Here is a 23,643-nt window from a genome sequence, read left to right on the forward strand (position 1 = left end):
TATAAGTTTTTCAATTGCAATAGGATAAAAATCCATAACATCACCTCAATTTTAAAACCCCATCAATATTGATGGGGCAACTTTATTTAGAAAACTCCTGGTAAATTTAATCCACCAGTTAATTTTTTCATTTCTTCAGTTGTTTCTTGTTCTGCCTTTTTTAAGGCTTCGTTACATGCTGTTAATATTAAATCTTGCAGCATTTCTACATCATCCGGGTCCACAACCTCAGGTTTAATTTTTATATTAACTATTTGTCTCTTGCCATTTGCTACTGCAACTACTGCACCGCCACCTACTGTAGCTTCAAATTCTTTATTTTCAAGATCACCTTGCATGTCTTCCATCTGCTTTTGAAGCTTTTGTGCTTGCTTCATTAAATTATTTATATTTCCTCCACCAAAGTTGGGGAATCCACCTTTTGCCATAGTTAAATCCTCCTTGACTTATTTAATATAATGTTAATTATATCATATTTTTATAGCTTTAAATTATAACTTTTTTATTATTCATCGATTATTTCCACCAAGTCTTCACCAAAAGCATCTTTTAACATTTGCTCTGGAGACTTAGATGGGCTTTGCTCCTCTTCAGCGTCGATAATATATTGAATTTTTATTTTTTCTTTTAATATGTCAGCGAATATACTTTCTGTTACTTTTCTATTTTCATCCTTTTCTAACCTTTGTTTATGAAATGCATAATTTTTATCATATTTTATAGTTATTATTCCTGCTTCACATTTAACTAAGTTTCCAGTAGTCAATGCAGCAAATAACACCATTTGTCTTCTACTTTTAAAGGCTTCTAATATATCCTTCCAATTCTTTCTTACTATATCCAAAGTAAGTTTTGAATATACATTTTCATCCATTATAGGCTTTATTTCTTCTCTTACAGTATTAGGGTTTGGTTTATCTTTTCTCTCATTAGTAACTGTTCTAGGCACTATTCTTTCACAGGATACTTTAATCTCACCTTCTTTTAGAGCTTCCTCAAGCCTATTTAATCTAGATAATATAACCTCTTTTGATGTGTCATATTCAATTTTACACATCTTTATTACTGCAAGTTCTAAATATATTCGGCTTTGTTTTGTCCATTTTGACTGTTCTTCTGAATCTTGCAATATTCGTATGTTTCTCATTATCTCCTCTACTCTTATCTTATGTGCCTGTTCTTTTATAAGTTCTATATTTTCTTCAGACATATCTAAAATCTCTTCTGGATTTTGACTAACTTTTACCATTAAAAGGTTTCTCATATGATTTATCATATCTCTTATAAAGTTATATATATCCTTACCATTAAACACAATCTCATCTATTACTTTCATTGACAACTCTACATTTTTCTCTATTATGCTATCCGTGAGCTTCAGTAAGCTTTCATTTGTTACTAATCCTAACATATTTAAAAGGCTGCTGTAGTCTACTTTACCTTCCCCCATGGATATAGCTTGATCTAATATACTAAGTGCATCTCTCATTGCTCCATCACACATTCTAGCAATTAAATTCAAGCTCTTATCATCTGCAAGAACACCTTGTTCTACTATTATATTTCTAAGTCTATTGAACATATCATTACTTTTTATTCTTCTAAAATCAAACTTTTGGCACCTAGAAAGTATTGTAACAGGTAGTTTTTGTGGATCAGTGGTAGCTAATATAAATATAACATTAGAAGGTGGCTCTTCTAATGTCTTTAGAAATGCATTTACAGCTTCAGCCGTAAGCATATGAACCTCATCCATTATATATACTTTGTATTTACCTTCCTGTGGGGGATATTTTACGTTCTCAATTACATCTTTAATATCTTCCAAACGCCTCTTGGATGCTGCATCCATCTCTATTACATCCATAGAAAGTCCTAAATTTATCTTTTTACACATTGAACACTTATTACAAGGCTCTCCATTCTGTAGATCTAAACAATTTACTGACTTTGCTAGAATTTTTGCTGTTGAAGTTTTCCCAGTCCCTCTTGTACCAGAAAAAAGATATGCATGGGCTATTCTATTGTTCTTTATCTGGTTTTTTAAAGTTACAGTTATGTGCTTTTGGCCAACCACATCTTCGAATGTTTTTGGTCTCCACTCTCTATATAAAGCTGTATAAGACATTGAACTCACCTTCTTCAACTTAATTTTAATATTTATCCATTAAAGTCTATCTAATTTAGCTTTCATCTTATATTATATCCTATATATCAACATGTCTTAATGATAAAGCATAAAAATTTATATAATAAAAAAGATACCTTAGTTATAGGCATCTTATATAAATTCTATTTAATTAAGCCGTGCACCTCGCTTCGTCAGATAAACTATGAGCGTTACCCATATAGTTAACTCAAACCAGGTTTATCCACGGCACACGAAAGTGATCACTTACCGCTGCTTCCTTCCGGATCTGACGGGGTTCATGAGTTTCCGTTGCGTGGGACCCAGTTCTCAACGCCACTTTTATGGGCCAGACCTCACAATTTAGAGCCTAAGCGAGGAATTCAACCCTGCTACAGCGGATTGCAGGTTACAGGGCACCGCTGACTCCCCATCTAGCACGACAAAGTTTAATTGGCGGAGAGAGGGGGATTCGAACCCCCGGTAGAGTTTCCCCTACACACGCTTTCCAGGCGTGCTCCTTCAACCGCTCAGACATCTCTCCATATAATACTCATGATTAAATATTATATTTTATAATATTTTCAATTTGTCATGAGAACAAAGACTATTATACTATTAAACCTTATATAATTCAATAGCTATTTAAAAATTCATATAGGTAAATGTTGTATGGCGGAGAGAGGGGGATTCGAACCCCCGGTACGGTATTACCCGTACAATTGATTTCGAGTCAACCACCTTTGACCTCTCGGACATCTCTCCATGTGTACAGTCAATTATATCACTTAATTAATAAATAATGCAATAAACTTTATACATATGCTAACTAATTACACAATTTTTGGTTATATTTTACAAAACTTGTCCATAATAATAAAAGAAATTATCTTATAGAGGGGGATGTTAAAGTTGAGCACACATGCTAAAAAAATAGTAATATTAAGTATGATATTAACAGGATCTGTGAGTATAAATTATTTATACAATTATGATAGAAATAACAGCATAGCTTATAAAAATGATACTATACAAACAAAAGAAATATCCATCAACAAATCAAAACAAAGCACCATAAACAATGTATCCGAAGTTACTGAAAAACCTAAAACTGTCAGTGAAGAAAACAATAGTAAGGAAACTTTAAATAATAACTCAGAAAAGAAACAACTTTCTAGAGGAAGTGATATAAATAACGAACTTGACATTACTCTCACCTTCTACTCTGGTCTTGCAGACGAAAATGGAGGCTTTAAAGGTATAAATTGCTCCGGCAAGAAGCTTACCCCTGGCATGGTAGCTAATAATGTACTACCACAAGGAACAAAAATTTATACTAAAGAATATGGTACTTTAACTGTTGCGGATAAAGGTGGCAGCAACTTCGATACAGTAAATAGATTAGATGTATACGTGTCAAGGAATTCTGGTGAAAGTGATGAGATTTATAGAAAAAGAGTAACAAACATGGGAAGAGTAAAAGTTAGAGGATATATAGTTAAATAATTAAATATAATACATACAGTTAACCTATGTAACCTTATGTTTCTAATAAAGTTATTTAATCTTATATATTTACTTTTCCCTCTTACTTTCAAAAAAAGTTTTTAATAGGTTACTGCATTCATCATTATAATGCCAAAAAACCTTCATCCATGAATTTAATCTATGGTTTTGTACAACATTAACTACAGACCCACATGCTCCTACAGTGGGATCAAAGGTTCCAATATACAAACTGCTTATTCTAGACTGTAATATAGCACCTGCACACATAGGACATGGCTCTAGTGTAACATACATACTGCAACCATTAAGTCTCCAATTTTCAAGAACCTTGGAGGCTTTTCTTATAGCTAAAATTTCAGCATGAGCTGTTGGGTCTTGTAGACTCTCTTTCAAATTATGTGCTCTAGCTATAATTTTTCCTTCCTTTACTATGATAGCTCCTACTGGAACTTCATTTAATTCTAATGCTTTATTTGCTTCAGCTATTGCTTCAATCATAAAATCTTTACTCATAAAAACTCCTAAAAACGTAATTAATACTTTTATATAATAAGTTGAACCAATCTAGCACGCAGCTGCCCTTAATTCTCATATGCTTTGCCAATGATCAGAATCTGAATTATTAATTCCAGGAATGATTTTAACTTTTATTTGTCTACACTCCATTCTTATATAAATCCTAATTTTATCTATTATAATATAACTTTATCGTCACTGGCAAGCTGATATAATTTATAGCTTACCACCACTTCATTGCTAGTTTCTTTTGTTTGTTTTATGGATAAAATAAAGCGGCTTATTATAACTTCTATTTTTCTATAAAACTAATCTTTCTATCTAAATTTTTGACTTGTATACAACATATATGACGTACATAACTCATGTGTGTGCATCTTACGTATCTACATTGTATATTCTTTTTAGATACATAATACAAATCATTTATATTACTTGGTTTATAAATACATATTCATTTTATATACAATGTATCTACAATAAAAAGTAGTTATGAGCTTTCTTTTATATGTTATCTATTTATTAAATTATTTATGGTACCTAAGATATTTCTGAATGATAAATGACACCAACTTTCAGAATTATCTACATTAAAATTTTATATACAAAAATAAAAAACCTTGTAATCTGTTGAGATTAAAAGGTTTATATGAGAAAAGAGCCCTTATGAGCTCCTTATGTTCTTTCTTTACTTATATCTTCTTCTAACCTAGTTTTAGCAGTATTGTCTTCTTCTACTCTATTTATACCCAAACCTACTGAACCAAATGAAAGCATTTTATCAATTTCTTTTTTAATATTCTCTTGTATATAATTCTTTGGTTTATCTTTATTCTCCATAACATAACTCTCCTCTCTAGAGTATGTTATGTATAGAGATGTACTTTATGCATATTTTTTAATACACGAAAAAGAGCCCTATATTAGCTCTATTCCTCATTCTTAATAACTGCTAAATCTATTCCCAACATCTTTGGATCAACATGAAACCTTGAAATACTACCACAATCCTTACAAATCTCAGCATACATAGGTAAGGAACTTTTAAAAAATATACCATAGTTATCATACCTTGAATATTGCCTTCAATTTCAAAGTTAACATTATCATTTAAAATATAAGACTGCAATTTACATGGCCATTTATGGAGGCATGAGGCTTGGAGAACTTACTGATCTGAAATAGTCCTATATAGATTTAGATAATAAATTTTAAAAATTCATCAATCACTGCAGCATATACCAGGTCAAGGCACTTTTACGAAGTCACCAAAGAATGAAACAAGTAATAGAATAATTTCTTTACCAAAAGCAGTTATAAATCTCTTACGTGAATATAAAATGCAGTATTACTCAAATAGAACCTATTTTTATAAAAATAATAAAACCCTGTAAACTTAGTATTTACAAGGCTTTGCTGTTGGTGTGCCCGAGAGGAATCGAACCCCCGGCACGCGGTTTAGGAAACCGCTGCTCTATCCTACTGAGCTACGAGCACATATTTATTTATCACTATGATATTTTATTATAATTTATAATAATTGTCAAATGTTTTTGTAACTTTTTTCTAAATATAGAACTAATAATCTCTATATTCTTTTATTTATTATAAACAAATAGGTATATTATATAGTAATTAAAAATATAATAATTTAGAGGTGTTTTTATGATTAATGAATTTAAAAATTTACTTTTAGCAGGTTTAGGTTCCGCTGTATATACTTATGAAAAAGCATCAACATTAATTGATGACATGGTTCAAAAAGGAAAGTTAACCATAGACGAAGGAAAGGAGCTTTCTGAGGAACTAAAAAGGAATGTTCAAGGCAAAGTTCAAGATGTTAAGCCTTTAACAAGAGAAGATCTAATATCTACATTAAACTCAATGAATCTTGTATCGAAAAATGACTTAGCAACTATAAATCAAAGGTTAACTGAATTAGAGCAAAAGCTTAAAAGTGATTAAAGCCCAACAAAAGTTAGGGCTTTAATTATTATGGAGGATTATTATGTATAATGATTCTATCAAAAGATTCAAAGAAATAATAAGGATTTTAACCTTCTATGGCTTCGGATTTGTTATTAATAGTAAAATTACTAAAGATAAAAGTGCTCCTGCAAACTTAAGAAAAGCTTTTGAGGAATTGGGACCTACATTTATAAAAATAGGCCAAATATTAAGTACCAGGCCTGACATGCTTCCTAAAGAATATATAGACGAACTCTCAAATCTTCAAGATAACGTAACGCCTGAAGAATATAAACATATGGATGTAGTATTTTTTAATGAATTTCATAAACATATAGATGACTGCTTTGTATACTTTGAAAAAAAACCTTTAGCTTCTGCATCTATTGCTCAAGTTCATAATGCAATATTAAAAAGTGGTGAAGAAGTTATAGTTAAAATTCAAAGACCTGACATAAGTGAAAAAATAAAATTAGATCTATCAATAATTCGTAAAATTATAAGACTTACTAAAGCAAAATTTTTTGACACCCTAGTAGATCCTGAAGAAGCATTAAACGAACTCTTTTTCTCTATGGAAAGAGAGTTAGACTTTAAAATTGAAGCATTAAATATTAAAAAATTTAAGCAATTAAATAGTGATGTAGCATTTTGTTATGCACCTTATGTAATAGATGAATTCTCTGACAGTAAGGTGTTAACTTTAGAAAAAATTCATGGATTTAAGATAAATGATATGACTAAGCTTAAAGAAGGTGAATATGATTTAAGAGATTTAGGAAAGAAACTCGCACTTTCATTTTTCAAGCAAGTTTTTACAGATGGATTTTTTCACGCTGACCCACACCCTGGCAACTTGTTGATTTCTGAAGGTAAAATATGTTTTATTGATTTTGGTATAGTTGGGAGTTTATCAGAGCGCTTAAAAAATTCTCTAAATGAAGCTATTGTTGCTTTAGCCTTTAAAGATTTAGATAGATTAGTATCAGTTATTATGTCTATTGGCATAAAAAAAGGATTAATATCTAAAAACAAGTTATATGAAGATATAGATTACTTACTTTCAAATTATCTAAATACTTCATTAAAAAATATTCAGATTTCTATACTGCTTCAAGAGGTTTTTAATTGTGCCAAAGATAACAATATACAGTTTCCTAAAGATCTAACCTTACTTGTGAGAAGTCTTATAATTATTGAAGGAGTTATAGCTAAAATTTCTCCTGATATACAAGTATTAGATGTAGCTATACCCTTCGTTAAAAATAGTAGTAAATTACTATTATTTAAAAAAATTGATATATATGACGTATTGATGCAATTGTACAAAATTACAAGAGATTCTTTTATGTTTCCTTCAAAATTTGCAGAATTAATAACTAACACTGTAAGTGGAAGATTAAAAATACAATTATATATTACTAATCTAGAACAATATTCAAGAGAGTTAAATAAAATAGGTAATAGGCTGATATTCGCATTAATTATTTCATCAACAATTATATCCTCCAGTTTAATTATGTCTTTTAACATAGGCCCTAAAATATATGATATTTCTGTTATTGGGCTTATTGGCTTTTTAGTTTCTCTATTTATGTCATTTTTATTACTTATATCAATATATAGAAACAGATCATAACCAATCATAGGACTAAAAACAGTCCCATGATTGGTTATGTGGCTTGCATGCCATTTAAAACATAGCTTAATATGTTATCTATCAATTGTTCTAGATCTTCTCCATGCTCATCTATAAGTTCATATGTTGCAACAGAACAAAGGGTACCAAATAAGGTATAAGCCATATGAAGTGAATCTCCATTTTTTATGACTCCCTGAGCTATAGCTTCTTCTAGATAAGTTTTTATATAATTGATATATTTTTCTATTGATTCTCTTAGTTCTAATTGCCTGGACTCTTGCCCCCACAACTGACTCATTATAACTTTAAAGAAATCCTTACTTTCATGTACTAGTCCTAATTGAATTTTACATAATAATTTTATCTTAGATAAAATATCTTCATGTTCAATAATAGAACTTTCAATTCTATCTTTAAGTAGTAACATTCCTTCTTTTATTATATAATTAAATATTTCTTCTTTGCTTTTAAAGTGATAATATAATGTACCCTTTGCCACACCTGCATCAGCTGCAATGGTATCCATAGTAGCTCCATTATATCCATACATTGAAAATATCTTTATAGAGGATTCAAATATCAATCTTTTAGTTTTATTCATTAATATCACTCCAGCTTTTATAAATACTGAATGACCAGTCAGTGTAACTGTATTCACATATATTATACTATTTAATTCAGTTATCTCAATAGTTTTATTATTTTTTAAGTAAACTAAAGGTATATACTTATAATTAAAATTAGAGTTTGACAATATGAAAATAATAATTAATAATTGTAATAAATATTTTACCACAATGTACGATATTAAATAAAGTTGAGAGAGGTTAAAGATGATTAAGTACTATAATAGAAAGACTAACAAATATGAGATTGAACACGTAGCAGGTGACAAATATCTTAATTGGACTTATTCCTCACCTATAGGAATGAAATTTTTAGAACTGTTAATTAAGAAAAAATTTTTCTCAAAGATTTATGGTTCTTTTTGTGACAGTAAAAGAAGTAGAAACAAAATTTATTCGTTTATTAATGATTTTAATATAGATATGTCATTATGTGAGAAAAATATAAATGAATTTAAATCATTTAACGACTTTTTCATAAGAAAGTTAAAGAAAGAAGCAAGACCAATAGATACAGAATTAACTTCACTTATATCTCCTGGAGATGGACGGTTATTTGCTTATGAAAATATTGATTTTAAAAAAATCATTCAGGTTAAAGGGTATACATATGATTTGGATAACCTTATTAATAATGCTGCTGTATCTGAAAAATTTTCAGAAGGTACTTGTTTAATTCTTAGACTTGCTCCAGTTGATTATCATAGGTTTCATTTTATTGATAACGGAATATGTGAGAAAACCAATAAAGTTAACGGTGAATATTATTCAGTAAACCCAATAGCATTACAGAAAATTCCTGAACTTTTCTGTAGAAATAAAAGACAGTGGAGTATTTTTCACTCAGACAACTTTGGGGACATTTTATATGTAGAAGTGGGAGCAACTTGTGTAGGATCAATAATACAAACCTATTCACCTGAAAATAGAATAAAAAAAGGTGATGAAAAAGGTTATTTTAAATTTGGTGGTTCCACAGTGATACTTTTCTTTCAGAAAAACAAGGTAAAAATAGATAAAGATATAATTGATAACACAAACCAAGGCTATGAATCAAAAGTACTTATGGGCGAAAAGATAGGAAAGAAAGTATAAATAAAAAAAGATTCTACAATAAATAATGTTGAGTTTAGAGAAGACTTAAAATTTAACATTGAGCTCAATAAATAGATACTTTTTATAATAGTAAAATAAATCCCTAGAGCGTTTAGTAATGATCCCAGGGATTTATTTTCGGATCAACTTCCAAATCCAACTCTATTCAGATTGCGACATAATATGGGTTTACTACGTTATTTAGATATAACACATTTCTTATTGGCTCTTTTCAAGGTTTAATTGCCATGAAACACCATATTTATCTTCAATCCAAGCATACTTTTCACTAAATGGGTAAGATGCTAACGGCATTAAAATACTGCCATCTTGAGATAACTTCTCAAAGACTTGATTAATTTCTTCGTCAGTATCACATGTTACATACAATGATATTGCTGGAGTAAATGTGAATTCCTGTTCGACATTACTATCTATACACATAAACTCTTGTCCCTTTAGTGAAAATTTTGCATGTAACACGGTTCCCTCTTTACCAACTTCGTTCGCTCCATAACGAGTAATACTTATTATTTCTGATTGATCAAATATAGAAGTGTAAAAATTCATTGCCTCTTCAGCATTACCAGAAAACATTAAAAATGTAGTGATTTTTTGTTTTGGATTTTTCATTTAATTCTCTCCTTTACTGGTGTTAATTCATCATTTACAGCACATTTGCCATATTATTATAAACGAACATTGCACAATAATTTACTACCGTGTATTAAACTATATTATCATTATACCAAGTAACTACTAGTAACATACTAGTAGTTATTTATGCCATAGATTTTTATATAATCATTTTTCATTGTGTTATTCATTGTGTCATTTTATACATTTTTCTTTGGATTGTGTTATAACACAATAGCTAGCAAACCTTTATAAAGCAGTAGTTTACGTTCTATGTATGAACAACTCACAGATAATCTCTATAATTAATTTTAATTGCATGATACATAATTTATACCTTTTAAAATTATATTACTTGTATAAGCTTATAAAGTGAATTTATGGGTATCACTATTTTTATATGTTCTATTGCCCCTTAATACATTGATATGATAAACTATCTATGTACAATTCAATACGGTTGTGTGTGGGCAACTGGTATCGCTATCCCTTTTTAGGAGGGAGGTGATACATATGTACGAGATGTTTATAGTGGTTTTTGCTGCTCTATCATTTTTGATAGCTCTGATAAATCTAGTTATCGTGCTTATAGATAAAATAAAAAAGTAGCCCACCTGTGCAATTGGTAATGGCTACTTTTTTATAATTTCAAGCTTTATCAGTTGCCTTAGCAACTAGAATTGTATACTGCAGGGTGCTACCAACACCCTGTTTTTATTATGTTCATTTATTAATTTTATTATAACACATATTGTAACACAATCAATGATTAGTTTAAATATTTAAACTAATTTAGTTTAAATATCTAAACACTATATACTTTAGTCATATTTTCGCCATCCATAACCCTAACAATAAAACTACTATTAACAAACTCATCATTAAAGCTACTTAATCTTCTCCTATAAGTTTTTCTATATCTTTTGTGTAGATCCTTAGCTTTTTTTAATTTCACTTGTACATTAAATACTAAAATTAATAAGAATTTATCTTTGCTTAATTACTCCACTCTTACCTCATCTATAACTATCATGCCCCATCATATTTTAAGATCAAAAAAGGAGAGACTTTTCTTACCTCTCCTAAGTTTCTTTCTTATTTTATTATTTAATTTTTTACGTACATTCAGTTACTGCTCTTTTATTACTTTTCCTATTTTCATTGCCTTTTAATCACTTAATGCAATATATAGTATTAGTTATTTTAATTATATACAACATATTCTTTATAACTATAAATTATAAAATAATAATAAAATAAATCCGCTATATATATTTTTTCATATAATGCGGATTATTATAACTTATATTTTTCTATAAAACTAATCTTTCTGTATAAATTTTTACTTGTTATGCAACATATATAACGTACGCAACTCATGTGTGTATGTCTTATGTATCTACTATATATCTATTTTATAGATACATAGTAGATACCATTGATATTGCTTGATTTATAAATATATATTCATTTCATATACAATGTATCTACAGTGAAAAGTAGTTAAGAACTCTCTTTTATAATAAATTATCTTAGCTTTTATTATTTATCTGTTCATTGGTAGCAAATTAGTAGTATACTACTAATTTATAAATTATAATAACTAATAACTAAATAGTTCTAGTTTTCTTTCAATATATTGTCCTAATTTTGCATCTAGATATTCTGTTTCCTTATTAAATCTAATGGATCAATAATCATATCTAATTCGCCATTGTTTAATATTTCTTGAACATCATATGGATTTTCGACATTAGAAGAGAAAACTACATTAGATATGTCACTTTGATTTATTATAACTTTTATTCCAATTTCTTTTGCAAATCATAGGGATTTAATGATATATTTTTCTAGCCAAGAATCAAATTTCATCATTGCTTTATGAAGGATATATATATTTCCAACCATCACTAGTATACTGATAGATATAGAAAATAATAAAGTTATGATATCATAGTCTAGTAAAATATTAATCTTATATATTAGAAAACAACAAAGAGGGAGAAAAGATATGCTAGTTATAACTGATGGTAAGTATTTTTTAAAGCTTAGCCATTGAAAGATATGGAATAATAAATGCAATGTGAAAGCAATAAATAAACCATACCAAACAATATAGTTATCCAGCAAACATGAAACCACAGTGACTATTGATAAAATGATAAACTCTTCAGCTACTGCAATTGAAAAAGATGCAGTTGAGGCTTTAAAATTAAAGGGAATATGTTTATTCGCCATATTTTCAATGTATTGTTTATTTCTTTCTTGCCAGGCTTCAATCATTATAATTTCTTCGAAGTCATGAATCATAAAAAGTATTGGAAAAAGCCAGATGATCATAAATAATGTTTTCATAAAGATAACCCCCTAATATGATTAAATAAGTGACTCACTTGTGTCATTTTACAATTTTTAGTATAATACTTCTTATCAGAAGAGGTCAATAGATTTGATATAAGTGCTACAAATAAGAGAAAATTGTGTCAGCAAATTCTATGGAGGGATTTTTATGCAAAAAAATAGTCTTAATCCAATTTCAGTACAGTCTAAAGAGTGGATTATTGCATCATTACTAGAATTATTGTCAGAGAAGCCATACAATCAAATAACTATAACAGAAATAGCTTCTAGAGCTCAATTGGCAAGACGTACATTTTATCGTAACTTTGATTCTAAGGAGGATATTTTGAATCTGTATATACAAAAGTTGTGTAGTGAATATATTGAATCGTTGAGAGAGGAAAAAACATTAAAAGTATATAATATTGCTAAAGTATACTTTACTTTTTGGAATAAACATTTAAATTTTCTAATTGTAATGGAGAAAAATGATTTATTATATATGATATTACAAAAATACAATCAATATTTACCTATGATTCATCAGAAACTTAAAGGACAGGATCAAGACAATAATGTATTAGAATATATATTAGCTTTTAGTGCAGGAGGTTTTTGGAATATGCTCATAAAATGGATACATAAAGGTGCAAAGCAAACGCCTGATGAGATGGCAAGTCTAGTGAATATAATAATAAATGATACAATATTATAGTAGAAAAGATATAGACAGTATAGCACTTCATTTTGGTAAAAAGATACGGAAATAAGAATAAACATATGAACAAAAATAGATATGATTTTGAGCAATTTGAAAAATAAAAAACATTTTTCTGTGGGTTGTGTTATTTTGCATTAAAAAAGACCTTCACTTATTAGTGAAAGCCTTGATAATGGTGCGCTGGAGAGGATTCGAACCCCCGACCAACTGGTTCGTAGCCAGCTACTCTATCCAACTGAGCTACCAGCGCATGTCTAATATAGATGTTAACATAAAAAGTAAAAAAAATCAAATTTGTATTTAACTAACTGTACCTAATATTATTATATGCAGTAATAAAAGTTAAGTTACAAAAATAATTTTGTTAATGGCGGAGAAAGAGGGATTTGAACCCTCGCGCCGGTTACCCGACCTACGCCCTTAGCAGGGGCGCCTCTTCGGCCACTTGAGTATTTCTCCATGTCCTACTTTATATTATATATATAATGGCGGAAAGATAGGGATTCGAACCCTAGGTACGGTCACCCGTACGCCGGTTTTCAAGACCGGTGCCTTAAACCAACTCGACCATCTTTCCACAAAATCAATAAAAATATATTATTATAAATATTTAAAAATGTCAACTGAATATTTAATTTATTTATATAATACTATTTAACTAAATAATATTATATACAATAACTAAAAAAATATTACAAATTTAAAAGCACCTAATATCAAGGTGCTTCACTGGCGGAGAAAGAGGGATTTGAACCCTCGCGCCGGTTACCCGACCTACGCCCTTAGCAGGGGCGCCTCTTCGGCCACTTGAGTATTTCTCCATGCCCTACTTTTATTATATATAAAAATGGCGGAAAGATAGGGATTCGAACCCTAGGTACGGTCACCCGTACGCCGGTTTTCAAGACCGGTGCCTTAAACCAACTCGACCATCTTTCCTTGCCTGTTGACATATGTTATTATATCAGCTGTAATTATATATGTCAACAGTATTTTAATTTTTTTTATTTTATTATTTTATTATTTCTCTTCCACCCATATACGGTCTTAATGCTTCTGGTATTGCTACACTACCATCTTCTTGTTGATAATTTTCAAGAATAGCTGCAATAGTTCTACCTATAGCGACACCTGAACCATTTAATGTGTGTATATATTGAGGTTTGTCTTTTGGGTTATCCTTATATTTTATGTTAGCACGTCTTGCCTGGAACTCTTCAAAATTACTACAGCTTGAAATTTCAACATATCTATTATAACTTGGCATCCAAACCTCTATATCATATTTAAGAGCGGCAGTAAATCCTAAATCTCCTTTGCAGATTCTAACTACTCTATATGGAAGACCTAATCCTTGAAGTACTCCTTCTGCATCATTAGTTAATGCTTCAAGTTCTTCATATGATTGTTCAGGTTTTGCAAACTTAACAAGCTCAACTTTATTAAATTGATGTTGTCTTATAAGTCCTCTTGTATCTCTACCAGCGGAACCAGCCTCTGCTCTAAAACAGGCACTATAAGCTACATGCTTTATCGGTAAATCTTCTCCTTTTAGTACTTCATCTCTATAAAAATTTGTTACAGGTACTTCTGCTGTTGGTATAAGGAAGTAGTCATCATTAGCTACTCTAAAAGCATCTTCTTCAAATTTTGGTAATTGTCCAGTTCCAGTCATACTAGTTCTATTTACCATATATGGTGGTAATATTTCTTCATATCCATTTTTCTCAGTATGAGTATCTAAGAAGTATGATATAACAGCTCTTTCCAGTCTTGCACCTAAACCTCTATAAAATGTAAATCTAGAGCCAGTAACCTTTCCCGCTCTCTCAAAATCAAATATATTAAGTTTTGTTCCTATATCCCAGTGTGCTTTTGGATCAAAACTAAATTTTGTAGGCTCTGACCACTTTCTTATTTCTATGTTATCCTCATCTGTTGCTCCGTCTGGAACTGCAGGATTAGGTATATTAGGTATTCTAAGCATTATATAATTTATTTTTTCATCCACTTCCGTAAGCTGAATATCATACTGTTTTATCTTATCAGAAAGTTCCTTCATTTCTGTCATAAGCCCTTCAGTATCCTGTCCTGCTCTTTTTAATTTAGCTATCTCAGCAGAATCTTGATTTCTTTTATTTTTAAATGCTTCTACTTCTACTAGTATTTGCCTTCTTTTTTCATCTAATTCTAATACTTCATCTATAACAGAGGTATCGAAGTCTTCTCCTCTATTTCCTAGTGCTTTTTTAATTTCATCTGGGTTATTTCTAATTCTCTTTAAGTCTAGCATAATTTACTCCTCCTAATGCTTTTATATAAAATAAAAAAACCCTTCATCCCCGTAAGGGACGAAAGATTCCGTGTTGCCACCCTAATTAATCAAAAAATTTGACTCACTCTTAGATTATAACGGTATCACCGCACTGTTATTAGCAGTACCTCAGAGGTGGATTCACAAAATTATTGTATCAGTTTACACCAACCACTGACTCTCTAAAACTATCATAATGTTACTAGCCTCATCATAGGTTATTGTTCAGTTGACTTAATTATATATATATTAAATTTTTATGTCAATACTAATTTATTACTACACTTAGTAATATTATTTTGTTGCTTATTATATATCTACTTATCAATATTTTTAGTACAAACTATATCTACTCCTGTATTTAATATATTCTTACATATAACATCGCCAATAGCTACGGGTACCCCCACATATAGTCTACTTAGTGCCTTTGAACAATCTATCCATAAATTTTTATCTATAGGTTCTTTGCTTTTTACTGATACTACGTTAACACTTCCACCCTTTATTCTTACTAATGAAGTAAATATATCTTTGTTATTATATATTTCCACGTTGTTATATTTTATTCCTTTATCACATAAATTTTCTTCAACACCTAGTATAATTTTATCATTAATCAATATTAAACCCCTCCAAGTAACTATAGTTCATTAAATTCTTTAATTCTACTTATGACAATCTTTGATTTATTTGAGTCCTTAACTATATCCGTCATTTTTTTTCCTGTTTCCCTAGCTAAAATAGCTGCTACTTTGCTTATACATTGTGCTCCTTTGCAATCACCAAAGGTTACACCTGTTCTTCTTTTAATGCCTTCTAAAGTACGTGCCCCTAAAGGTCTCCTTATAGCATCTATTATCTCTCCCTCAGTAACCTTCTGGCAGTAGCATATTACTTTTCCATACCTATTATCTAATTTTATTATATTATTCCTCTCTTCATTAGATAAATCTCTAAATCTATAGAATTCACGTCTTTTATCTATAAAATCTTTTTTTAAGATACAGTTAAAATTATTTATTATTGTTTCACAAACAATCTTTGCAATTGCTGGGGTAATTGTAACTTGACTATAATGCTTTCCTGTTACCTTTATATAACCTATATCTACAAGACTATCATCTATCACTAATGTATCATTATAAAATGGTGATTCATAAAATGTATTTATATGCTCTTCGTTTATATTCCCCATAAAAGCTGATATTTTCTTTAGACTTTTGTCGTAGCTAATGTTTTCATCACTTTTTATTGCTATAATAGAGCCTCCTTGAATAGTTTGAAATGCATATATACTTTCATCATTTTTATTTAAAGTGTATATTATATTTTTATAGATCTCATTTAAGCTGCTTTCTAACATAAAATACTTAATATGACTTCTTTTCTTACTTATTTTACTATGACTATCAATACTATAATTTTCGCTAGAAGTTGTATTTAAAACCATATTACAGGTAAACTTATTTTTGTTAGTTATTACTCTGAATCCCTTTGACATTTTTTGTATATCTAGCACTTCTTCTTGTAATCTAAAATTTACTCCATTATCAAAAGCTATTTCACCATATGCGATAGCAAGGTCATATGGCGATATAATACCAGTATTTTGACTATATATAGCTTTTCTAACAGGTGTATTTAAATTTGGCTCCATTTCATATACTACTTTATTATCCAAAAGATAAACATTATCTATTTCCCTGTTTAATACTTTTTCATAAATTTTTTCTAATCTTTCTTGTGCTTTTTCATCTTCAGCAATAATTAGAGAATCATGTTTTTTAAATTCTATATTAAATTTTTTTGATAAATTCTTAATAAGTGTATTGCCCATAAATTCAAGCTTAGACATTAATGTATCTTCACATTCTACTCCATTATAAACTATAGCTGAATTAACTAGTGCAACATCATCTGCTATGTCATAATCTTTTTCAATAAGTGCTATATTTAAGCTGTATTTTGAAAGCTCATAGGCAACTGCACAACCTATTATACCTCCACCTAAAATAAGTACATCATAATTCATAATCTAACCTTCCTTTCAAAGAACTACAGTAATTTTAATAATGTATAATTACTGATGAACCTTCAGGAATATTTTATATATCCATTCAGCGTCTTGTATAGATATTCTAATACATCCATGCGAAGCTGGAAAGCCTATTTTGCTTTTTTCATCTTCCATTATATTACCTTTTAAATTCACATCCAAAGTATATTCTGTTTTTTATTAATGGATCCCTTTAAGTTAACACTATTTTTTTGATCCATCCTTTTCTACCCTCTTTATTTTCTTCACAATATATATAACCATTACTTTCCTTAAAAGCAACTACTACGTTATTTTTATATAATATAAACTTTACTTTACTCTTTCCTGAATCATCTTCATATACATTAACTCTGTCCACATTAATATAATATGTCTTTTTATAGCAGGTATTTGAAGAAAATACTGCTATGTCATCCTTATTTTTATTATCTGTGCTTAGCTGTTTATCTTTATTTTCTTGTTTCATATTATTATTTATTTTATCTATGTGTTTTGTGCTAATTACCTGTTGAGGCTCATTATCATATTGTACCATAAATGCTGGAGCAAATATAAAGATACAGGTAAACATGCAACTATAAAGTAGTATTTTTTTCACTGTTTTTCCTCCAATATAATGTGCTACTAATATTATTTTCAATATAGTTGCTATTTAAACCTTGTCATGAAAATTTTACCATATTTTCTCATGCTTTTTATTAAAAAGTAAAAACGTATTCTCAAAAATCAGAACACATACAGGATTTTTTAAATTTTACTCATAACTATGTTCAATACAATAAAAACACTATCAGTTTATTGAAATTCAATAAACTGATAGTGTTTCTCTTTAATTATGAAAGACTATTAATAAGTCCTTCAATAAAAATGTATTCTGAGACAACCTCTTTTTAAATCTACTTATTTAATTCGTTTATTATATCACCTAATTGCTTTATATACTCTCCATACTTTGACCAATCACCATTTTTTTGAGCTTCTATAGCCTTTTCATATATATCCTTAGTCTGTTTTATTTTATCAGATTCTTGTGTACTTACTACGCCTTTGTTGTTATTATCATCAGTTTGGTTATCGTTATTTTTATAATTAAATAGCTGCGCTAATGCACTATCTATATTTTCCGCTAATGTCATCTTATCTCCATAAGAGACAATAACTCTTTTCATCTCAGGTATACTGTTCTTTCCACTAGCTCTTAAATACATAGGTTCTACGTAAAGTAAAGAATTATTAATAGGAACTATTATAGTATCGCCAAACTGCACCTGAGATCCATCTTTATTCCATAAAGATAACTCTTTAGATATAGTTGTATCTTGATTTAACTTTTGTTTAAACAGATAAGGGCTATATATAGTCTTCTGTGGTGGAAACTTATACAATACCATTTTCCCATAGTTATCCTTGTCCATTCTCGCTCCAAATAATGCTACCATATTATCTTTATTTCTCATATTAAAATATTGCAGTAAAATCATTTCTTCACTTTTCTGTCCAGGTAATTTCATAACTACATATGGAGGTTCCATAGTATCTTTTTGCCCTTCTACCTGTTTTTGGTTCTTAGATACTTCCCATAAGTCTTCACCATTATAAAATACCCCAGGATCAGTCATATGATATTTTCCGAGTACATTAGATTGTATATTAAATAAATCTTCAGGATATCTAAAATGTTGCTTTATATCTTCAGTTATACTAGATGAGTCTTTAAATAGCCCGGGAAATATTTTTGAGTAGCTCGTAGCTATAGGATCATTTTTATCTACTATATAAAAATCTGTATTACCATTTACTGCATCTACTATAACTTTAACAGAATTTCTTATATAATTTATATTATTCTGTGGTTGTGAAAAAGGATATTTGTCTGAAACAGTATATGCATCAATAATCCAGTAAAGCTTACCATTACTTATAACTATATATGGATCTGAATCATACGCTAAAAATGGTGCTATTTTTTTTACTCTGTCCGTTACACTCCTATTTAAAAGTATTTTACTTTCACTGGTGATATCTCTGGATAGTAAGAAATTCATATCTCTTTGATTTAAAGCAAAAAGTAACTTGTTTAAATAGCTCATCTTTATTCCAGCAGTACCATCATACTTATTAGTCTGATTAGCTTCACCCTTTGGGTAATCAAATTCATTAATCTTTGTATTAACTATTGCATAATCGTTGGTTTTTTCTCCAAAGTATATTCTTGGATTATCTATCTTTATATTAGTACCGTTATCTGGTGGTATATCTTTTATTACAAAATCCGGCTGACCTTCTGATGTAACTGAGTTAACTTTGCTCATTACTATACCATATCCATGAGTATAAATTAAGTGTTTGTTTTGCCAAGTATTTGGATCAATTGATTGTGTGTTAACTTCTCTTGCAGCTATAAATACCTGATTATATTTACCATTTATATTATATCTATCTACATCAACATCATTAAATCCATAATAATATCTTATAATCTGAACTTGATTGTAAAATTCCAATGCTGGTTTAAAAGAGTTTATTCTTATGTTATTTACTATATCCTTGTTATTTGCTATATCCGCTTTAGTTAGGTTATCTTTAACCTCAAATGGCTCTGTATCAATGTTATCTATATTAAAAGCCTTTCTTGTATAATCTATATTATATTTTATATATGGTTGCTCTAAGGTTTTTTCATTAGATTTAACAATAAAGTTTTGAACTGTAGCAGATACTATGCCTTCTGATATAATAAGTACAATAATGACTCCTACAGATATAATTACAGGCTTTACCTTTGACGCAAGAACACTTGAAAAAGTAACTATAGCTGCAATTAATGAAACAACTATAATAACTTTATAAAAAAGTAAACTAACATGCATATCTGTATAGCTAGCTCCAAAGCCCACACCTTTAGTGCTATATGCTAATTCAAAAGCTTTTAACAAATATCCCCCAGAAATACAAAGCATTATTAATGCTGATACAATAGCTAGTTGCTTACCTGCAAACTTGGTAAGTTCACTATTGAATATTTTAACATCTGAAAAACTCTTTCCTATATCTCTTTTTGAATATACTCTATCCTTTGCATTAAGCACAAAATAAGTTATTATTGTAATCAATGTTAAAAAAGTTAGTAATGATATTATAGCATTATAAAGAGATTGTACAAGAGGAAGTTTAAATATATAGAAAGAAATATCAATATTAAATATAGGGTCTTTAACATTAAATTTAACAGAATTATTAAATTGAAGTATTCTATACCAATAAGATGAAGAAAACGTATAAGATATAAAGAAAGAAATTATAGTATTGAATATAAAAAATACTTTTCTTTCAGTATTATTTTTATTAACATTTACCTCAACTACTTTCCTGTATCTTATAATGCTCAGTCTTAAGCTTTTATAATAAATCCATATTCCAATAAAACTTAATACAAAAATTGGAACCATGAGCTTTAAAACTGCTGTAAGCTTTGTAAAATATATGGATACATATCCAACTTCTCTATACCATTCTAAATTTACTATAAAACTTATAATGTTATTTAAAAAAGTTAGACATATTATTACCGCTAGTATAATAACAAACATTGTCACTCTTTTCTTCAATAAAATCACCTCTTATTCATTCTAAATATTCTACCCATCATAGAATATTTAGTTTCTATAGCTCCACATGGACATAGTTCCTGGCAACAGAAACATCTTATGCATTCCTTCATATCCCAAACAGGTTTATTGTCACTTTCTCCTTTACACATTTTCAAAGCTCTTGGTTTTTCTGGACAAACTTCAGCGCACCTACCGCAGCCTATGCATTTCTCATCAATAAGAGATGGATCTGGTGCGATTAAATCTCTTAAAAAATTCGTAACAGAAGGACTGATAAAATAAAAGCTTCCTCCTTTTCTACATAGCTGAAAATCCTTGGCTTTTAGATTTTCAATCTTTTCACCTAATATTTCTATATCTTCAGGAAGTACCTTTCCCCAGTTACTGTCTTTAGCTTCTTTTAAAAGAGGTATATCTAATGGATTGTCATAACCAATAAGTCTTACAGCTGTTGAATCAACAGCTGTTAAACTTTGTCCCATAATTAAAGTTTCCATTTTTCTAGGAGCTCCATTTTTAGGTCCATTACCTTCCATTGCAATAATACCATCTAATATTGCAAAATTTGTATTGACTAAAGTATTCAAATCTAACAGCATTTTACAAAAATTCTCCGCCTTAGGCATTCGAGTATGCCAAGTAGCCTTAAGTGATCCTGGTATACATCCAAATTGGTTCTTTAGCGCTCCAGTATAATATGCCATAGCATGAGTTTTTAATTTTGGGAGTGTAATAAGCACGTCAGCTTCATATGGTGCTTTAGCTACAGTCCATGACCTACACAATAATGATTTATCTAATTTTACATGTATTGATTCCTTAAAATCTTCAAACTTTACATTATATTTTTCAGCTACACTAAGTATACCAGATTTTTCTGCTGCCTTTCTAGAGTCCCCGAATCCTGGAGAATCTCCAAATGATATATTGTTTGTGTAATCCCTTAATATCCTTACTACAGCTTCAAAAACCTTAAAATTAGTAACAACAGGCGATCCTGATTCTTCTACACATAATAAGTTAGGCTTCAATAAAACTTTACTATTATAGGGTATAAGCTTTCTTAAAAAATTTTCACCACCTAAAAGCGTAAAGCCATCTCTTATCTTGCTTTCTATTAATTCTAAATTATAGTCTTCACACTTTAATAATGCAACCTTTTCCATATATATCCTCCATTTTAAGCTAACTAATATATCCTAATCTGATATTAAATATTTTCTTTCTTTTAATTTAGTAATTATGTTATCCATTATTTCATTATTTTCAGCCAAAATAGTATGAAGGTGTATTCCACCTGTTAATATCAATAATGGCTCAGCCTTAAAGTCTTTAATTCTCATTGCAAAATTTTCAACATCATATAGAGTTTTTATCATAAGCATTCCCTTTATTTCACCATATAATGGATGTTCTACAATAACATCCTCAATAATTCCACCAAATTTAATTATGGTTCTAAGTTCATCTTCAATTTCTTCTGTTTTATGAGAAAAAGCCATGATTCTTTTTACCATACTCTTTTCTTCTTTATGTATTAAATATCCTTCTGGCGTAGCTATTATTTTTTTACCTTCCGCTCTTAGTATAGCTATATCTTTTACTATTACCTGTCTAGTTACACCTAGTTCTTCAGCCAACATATGACCTTTTTGAGGTCTATTATTATCATTTAATTTCTTTTCTATATGTGCTCTTCTTTCTTTTGAGTTCATATTTACCTCCAATACAGTAGATAAGGGTTAATACTGATAAGTTTATATAACTATATCTTTATAATTAAATTTTAACATTATATTGTAATGAATAAAATACCATATAAAGGAAATTGGTTAATTTTTGTTATCACATATCCTTAATATGTTTAACTCTTTATTATCATTAATATTAACATTATGATGATTTTCTATGAGATATATTAGTTTTAAATCATAATTATACTTTCTAAGTATATTAGCTCCTATTTTTGCATGGTCGTAATATACTTTTACTTTACTTATTCCTGAAAATTTTTTTATGCTACCTTTAGTAATCTTATCTAATATAACTAAAATAGACTTATCAAATATACTTAAATTGGCCATGGTTTTTCCTATATCGTGTAATAATGCAGCTTTTATAAGTAAACTTGAACTTATACTATGTTTTTTACAAACATCCTCCACATCCTGGGCAACTCTTATAGAATGTTTTTGCTCTGCATTAGATAACTTATAAAATAAATTTAATTCCTCTTTGCTTAAGTTTCTATTTATAAATTTTATATCACTATCACTAACCTTAGAATTTATACTCCAAAAGAACTGTTTTATTCTATAAAAATTCACTATATCTACTCCTATCTAGTATAATTATACTTTATTTTATTTTTAGTGAATAGTAATTTAATAATTATATAATAAAAAAGCATCTGTAATATTACAGATGCTTTTTTATGGTGGAGATAAAGAGATTCGAACTCTTGACCCTCTGCGT

22 protein-coding genes, 8 tRNA genes, 1 other RNA gene and 1 other annotated feature are annotated in these 23,643 nt (G+C 29.1%); of the genes, 5 read left to right on the forward strand and 26 right to left on the reverse strand.

Annotation, left to right across the window (positions count from 1 at the left end; translation table 11 throughout):
• Positions 1-86: 86 nt before the first annotated feature.
• From HGI79_RS19160 to HGI79_RS19180, 5 genes are all read right to left on the reverse strand, one after another.
• Entirely contained in the window at positions 87-428 is a 342-nt protein-coding gene (locus HGI79_RS19160; RefSeq protein ID WP_185652288.1) for a YbaB/EbfC family nucleoid-associated protein, read from the reverse strand.
• A 77-nt stretch (positions 429-505) separates the two neighbouring features.
• Positions 506-2,128, reverse strand: coding sequence for a DNA polymerase III subunit gamma/tau (gene dnaX / locus HGI79_RS19165; protein WP_185652289.1), 1,623 nt, complete (start codon positions 2,126-2,128; stop codon positions 506-508).
• A gap of 177 nt (positions 2,129-2,305) precedes the next feature.
• Positions 2,306-2,571: signal recognition particle sRNA large type (gene ffs / locus HGI79_RS19170), an RNA gene on the reverse strand.
• An 11-nt stretch (positions 2,572-2,582) separates the two neighbouring features.
• Positions 2,583-2,672 (reverse strand) — tRNA-Ser (locus tag HGI79_RS19175).
• A gap of 129 nt (positions 2,673-2,801) precedes the next feature.
• Positions 2,802-2,893 (reverse strand) — tRNA-Ser (locus tag HGI79_RS19180).
• Positions 2,894-3,040: 147 nt separating this feature from the next.
• Between HGI79_RS19180 and HGI79_RS19185 the strand changes: the two genes are divergently transcribed.
• Positions 3,041-3,634, forward strand: coding sequence for a hypothetical protein (locus tag HGI79_RS19185; RefSeq protein ID WP_185652290.1), 594 nt, complete (start codon positions 3,041-3,043; stop codon positions 3,632-3,634).
• A gap of 69 nt (positions 3,635-3,703) precedes the next feature.
• Here HGI79_RS19185 and HGI79_RS19190 read toward each other — a convergent pair whose 3' ends face one another.
• From HGI79_RS19190 to HGI79_RS19200, 3 genes are all read right to left on the reverse strand, one after another.
• The gene (locus HGI79_RS19190; RefSeq protein WP_185652291.1) at positions 3,704-4,150 is read right to left on the reverse strand and encodes a nucleoside deaminase; all 447 of its coding nucleotides are present in this window, start codon (positions 4,148-4,150) and stop codon (positions 3,704-3,706) included.
• Positions 4,151-4,828: 678 nt separating this feature from the next.
• On the reverse strand, positions 4,829-4,993 hold the full coding sequence (locus HGI79_RS19195) for a hypothetical protein (protein ID WP_185652292.1): 165 nt from the start codon (positions 4,991-4,993) through the stop codon (positions 4,829-4,831).
• 580 nt (positions 4,994-5,573) lie between these two features.
• Positions 5,574-5,650 (reverse strand) — tRNA-Arg (locus tag HGI79_RS19200).
• A gap of 168 nt (positions 5,651-5,818) precedes the next feature.
• Between HGI79_RS19200 and HGI79_RS19205 the strand changes: the two genes are divergently transcribed.
• Both HGI79_RS19205 and HGI79_RS19210 read left to right on the forward strand, forming a co-directional pair.
• Positions 5,819-6,118 carry a phasin family protein gene (locus HGI79_RS19205; protein WP_185652293.1) on the forward strand — a complete coding sequence of 100 codons (300 nt, stop codon included), beginning with the start codon at positions 5,819-5,821 and terminating at the stop codon, positions 6,116-6,118.
• Positions 6,119-6,161: 43 nt separating this feature from the next.
• On the forward strand, positions 6,162-7,760 hold the full coding sequence (locus HGI79_RS19210; protein ID WP_185652294.1) for an AarF/ABC1/UbiB kinase family protein: 1,599 nt from the start codon (positions 6,162-6,164) through the stop codon (positions 7,758-7,760).
• A 34-nt stretch (positions 7,761-7,794) separates the two neighbouring features.
• On the opposite strand, the gene HGI79_RS19215 is transcribed toward HGI79_RS19210, so the two are convergent.
• On the reverse strand, positions 7,795-8,364 hold the full coding sequence (locus HGI79_RS19215) for a TetR/AcrR family transcriptional regulator (protein ID WP_185652295.1): 570 nt from the start codon (positions 8,362-8,364) through the stop codon (positions 7,795-7,797).
• A 232-nt stretch (positions 8,365-8,596) separates the two neighbouring features.
• On the opposite strand from HGI79_RS19215, the gene HGI79_RS19220 reads away from it, so the two are divergent.
• Positions 8,597-9,484, forward strand: coding sequence for a phosphatidylserine decarboxylase (locus HGI79_RS19220; protein ID WP_185652296.1), 888 nt, complete (start codon positions 8,597-8,599; stop codon positions 9,482-9,484).
• Positions 9,485-9,703: 219 nt separating this feature from the next.
• Here the strand turns inward: HGI79_RS19220 and HGI79_RS19225 are convergent, their stop codons facing one another.
• From HGI79_RS19225 to HGI79_RS19235, 3 genes are all read right to left on the reverse strand, one after another.
• The gene (locus tag HGI79_RS19225) at positions 9,704-10,117 is read right to left on the reverse strand and encodes a VOC family protein (protein ID WP_185652297.1); all 414 of its coding nucleotides are present in this window, start codon (positions 10,115-10,117) and stop codon (positions 9,704-9,706) included.
• An 808-nt stretch (positions 10,118-10,925) separates the two neighbouring features.
• Complete coding sequence (locus HGI79_RS19230; RefSeq protein ID WP_185652298.1) at positions 10,926-11,075, reverse strand: hypothetical protein; 150 nt, start codon at positions 11,073-11,075, stop codon at positions 10,926-10,928.
• A gap of 869 nt (positions 11,076-11,944) precedes the next feature.
• On the reverse strand, positions 11,945-12,475 hold the full coding sequence (locus tag HGI79_RS19235) for an HXXEE domain-containing protein (protein WP_185652299.1): 531 nt from the start codon (positions 12,473-12,475) through the stop codon (positions 11,945-11,947).
• 154 nt (positions 12,476-12,629) lie between these two features.
• On the opposite strand from HGI79_RS19235, the gene HGI79_RS19240 reads away from it, so the two are divergent.
• Positions 12,630-13,175, forward strand: a complete 546-nt coding sequence (locus HGI79_RS19240; protein WP_185652300.1) for a TetR/AcrR family transcriptional regulator — start codon at positions 12,630-12,632, stop codon at positions 13,173-13,175.
• A gap of 179 nt (positions 13,176-13,354) precedes the next feature.
• On the opposite strand, the gene HGI79_RS19245 is transcribed toward HGI79_RS19240, so the two are convergent.
• The 14 genes from HGI79_RS19245 to HGI79_RS19310 all read right to left on the reverse strand — a co-directional run bounded on the left by HGI79_RS19245 (position 13,355) and on the right by HGI79_RS19310 (position 23,495).
• A tRNA-Arg gene (locus HGI79_RS19245) sits at positions 13,355-13,431 on the reverse strand.
• 118 nt (positions 13,432-13,549) lie between these two features.
• Positions 13,550-13,640 (reverse strand) — tRNA-Ser (locus HGI79_RS19250).
• A 27-nt stretch (positions 13,641-13,667) separates the two neighbouring features.
• Positions 13,668-13,758, reverse strand: a tRNA-Ser gene (locus tag HGI79_RS19255).
• A 153-nt stretch (positions 13,759-13,911) separates the two neighbouring features.
• A tRNA-Ser gene (locus tag HGI79_RS19260) sits at positions 13,912-14,002 on the reverse strand.
• Positions 14,003-14,029: 27 nt separating this feature from the next.
• Positions 14,030-14,120: transfer RNA gene (locus HGI79_RS19265), tRNA-Ser, on the reverse strand.
• Positions 14,121-14,193: 73 nt separating this feature from the next.
• Entirely contained in the window at positions 14,194-15,474 is a 1,281-nt protein-coding gene (gene serS / locus HGI79_RS19270; protein ID WP_185652301.1) for a serine--tRNA ligase, read from the reverse strand.
• A 51-nt stretch (positions 15,475-15,525) separates the two neighbouring features.
• Positions 15,526-15,719, reverse strand: a binding site (T-box leader).
• 93 nt (positions 15,720-15,812) lie between these two features.
• A complete protein-coding gene (locus HGI79_RS19275; RefSeq protein WP_207725853.1) occupies positions 15,813-16,118 on the reverse strand; it encodes a DUF1667 domain-containing protein in 306 nt (101 codons plus the stop codon).
• A gap of 20 nt (positions 16,119-16,138) precedes the next feature.
• Positions 16,139-17,530, reverse strand: a complete 1,392-nt coding sequence (locus HGI79_RS19280) for an NAD(P)/FAD-dependent oxidoreductase (RefSeq protein WP_185652302.1) — start codon at positions 17,528-17,530, stop codon at positions 16,139-16,141.
• Positions 17,531-17,578: 48 nt separating this feature from the next.
• Positions 17,579-17,710, reverse strand: a complete 132-nt coding sequence (locus HGI79_RS19285; RefSeq protein WP_313885237.1) for a L,D-transpeptidase — start codon at positions 17,708-17,710, stop codon at positions 17,579-17,581.
• Between the two features lie 37 nt (positions 17,711-17,747).
• Positions 17,748-18,155 (reverse strand): hypothetical protein, encoded by a 408-nt coding sequence (locus tag HGI79_RS19290; RefSeq protein WP_185652303.1) that lies wholly within the window; start codon positions 18,153-18,155, stop codon positions 17,748-17,750.
• A gap of 298 nt (positions 18,156-18,453) precedes the next feature.
• Entirely contained in the window at positions 18,454-21,165 is a 2,712-nt protein-coding gene (locus HGI79_RS19295; protein WP_185652304.1) for a UPF0182 family protein, read from the reverse strand.
• Between the two features lie 5 nt (positions 21,166-21,170).
• Positions 21,171-22,334 carry a DUF362 domain-containing protein gene (locus HGI79_RS19300; protein ID WP_185652305.1) on the reverse strand — a complete coding sequence of 388 codons (1,164 nt, stop codon included), beginning with the start codon at positions 22,332-22,334 and terminating at the stop codon, positions 21,171-21,173.
• Between the two features lie 33 nt (positions 22,335-22,367).
• Positions 22,368-22,883, reverse strand: coding sequence for a transcription repressor NadR (locus HGI79_RS19305; RefSeq protein ID WP_185652306.1), 516 nt, complete (start codon positions 22,881-22,883; stop codon positions 22,368-22,370).
• Between the two features lie 117 nt (positions 22,884-23,000).
• The gene (locus tag HGI79_RS19310) at positions 23,001-23,495 is read right to left on the reverse strand and encodes an HDIG domain-containing metalloprotein (RefSeq protein ID WP_185652307.1); all 495 of its coding nucleotides are present in this window, start codon (positions 23,493-23,495) and stop codon (positions 23,001-23,003) included.
• Positions 23,496-23,643: the final 148 nt, after the last annotated feature.

Source organism: Clostridium sp. DJ247 (assembly GCF_014231265.1).

What these genes read in the sequence shown, in the direction of transcription:
- HGI79_RS19190 (WP_185652291.1), bottom strand. Translation starts at nt 4,150, where the DNA reads ATGAGTAAAGATTTTATGATTGAAGCAATAGCTGAAGCAAATAAAGCA.
- HGI79_RS19205 (WP_185652293.1), top strand. Translation starts at nt 5,819, where the DNA reads ATGATTAATGAATTTAAAAATTTACTTTTAGCAGGTTTAGGTTCCGCT.
- HGI79_RS19240 (WP_185652300.1), top strand. Translation starts at nt 12,630, where the DNA reads ATGCAAAAAAATAGTCTTAATCCAATTTCAGTACAGTCTAAAGAGTGG.
- HGI79_RS19220 (WP_185652296.1), top strand. Translation starts at nt 8,597, where the DNA reads ATGATTAAGTACTATAATAGAAAGACTAACAAATATGAGATTGAACAC.
- HGI79_RS19235 (WP_185652299.1), bottom strand. Translation starts at nt 12,475, where the DNA reads ATGAAAACATTATTTATGATCATCTGGCTTTTTCCAATACTTTTTATG.
- dnaX (WP_185652289.1), bottom strand. Translation starts at nt 2,128, where the DNA reads ATGTCTTATACAGCTTTATATAGAGAGTGGAGACCAAAAACATTCGAA.
- HGI79_RS19195 (WP_185652292.1), bottom strand. Translation starts at nt 4,993, where the DNA reads ATGGAGAATAAAGATAAACCAAAGAATTATATACAAGAGAATATTAAA.
- HGI79_RS19305 (WP_185652306.1), bottom strand. Translation starts at nt 22,883, where the DNA reads ATGAACTCAAAAGAAAGAAGAGCACATATAGAAAAGAAATTAAATGAT.
- HGI79_RS19300 (WP_185652305.1), bottom strand. Translation starts at nt 22,334, where the DNA reads ATGGAAAAGGTTGCATTATTAAAGTGTGAAGACTATAATTTAGAATTA.
- HGI79_RS19215 (WP_185652295.1), bottom strand. Translation starts at nt 8,364, where the DNA reads ATGAATAAAACTAAAAGATTGATATTTGAATCCTCTATAAAGATATTT.
- serS (WP_185652301.1), bottom strand. Translation starts at nt 15,474, where the DNA reads ATGCTAGACTTAAAGAGAATTAGAAATAACCCAGATGAAATTAAAAAA.
- HGI79_RS19225 (WP_185652297.1), bottom strand. Translation starts at nt 10,117, where the DNA reads ATGAAAAATCCAAAACAAAAAATCACTACATTTTTAATGTTTTCTGGT.
- HGI79_RS19280 (WP_185652302.1), bottom strand. Translation starts at nt 17,530, where the DNA reads ATGAATTATGATGTACTTATTTTAGGTGGAGGTATAATAGGTTGTGCA.
- HGI79_RS19160 (WP_185652288.1), bottom strand. Translation starts at nt 428, where the DNA reads ATGGCAAAAGGTGGATTCCCCAACTTTGGTGGAGGAAATATAAATAAT.
- HGI79_RS19210 (WP_185652294.1), top strand. Translation starts at nt 6,162, where the DNA reads ATGTATAATGATTCTATCAAAAGATTCAAAGAAATAATAAGGATTTTA.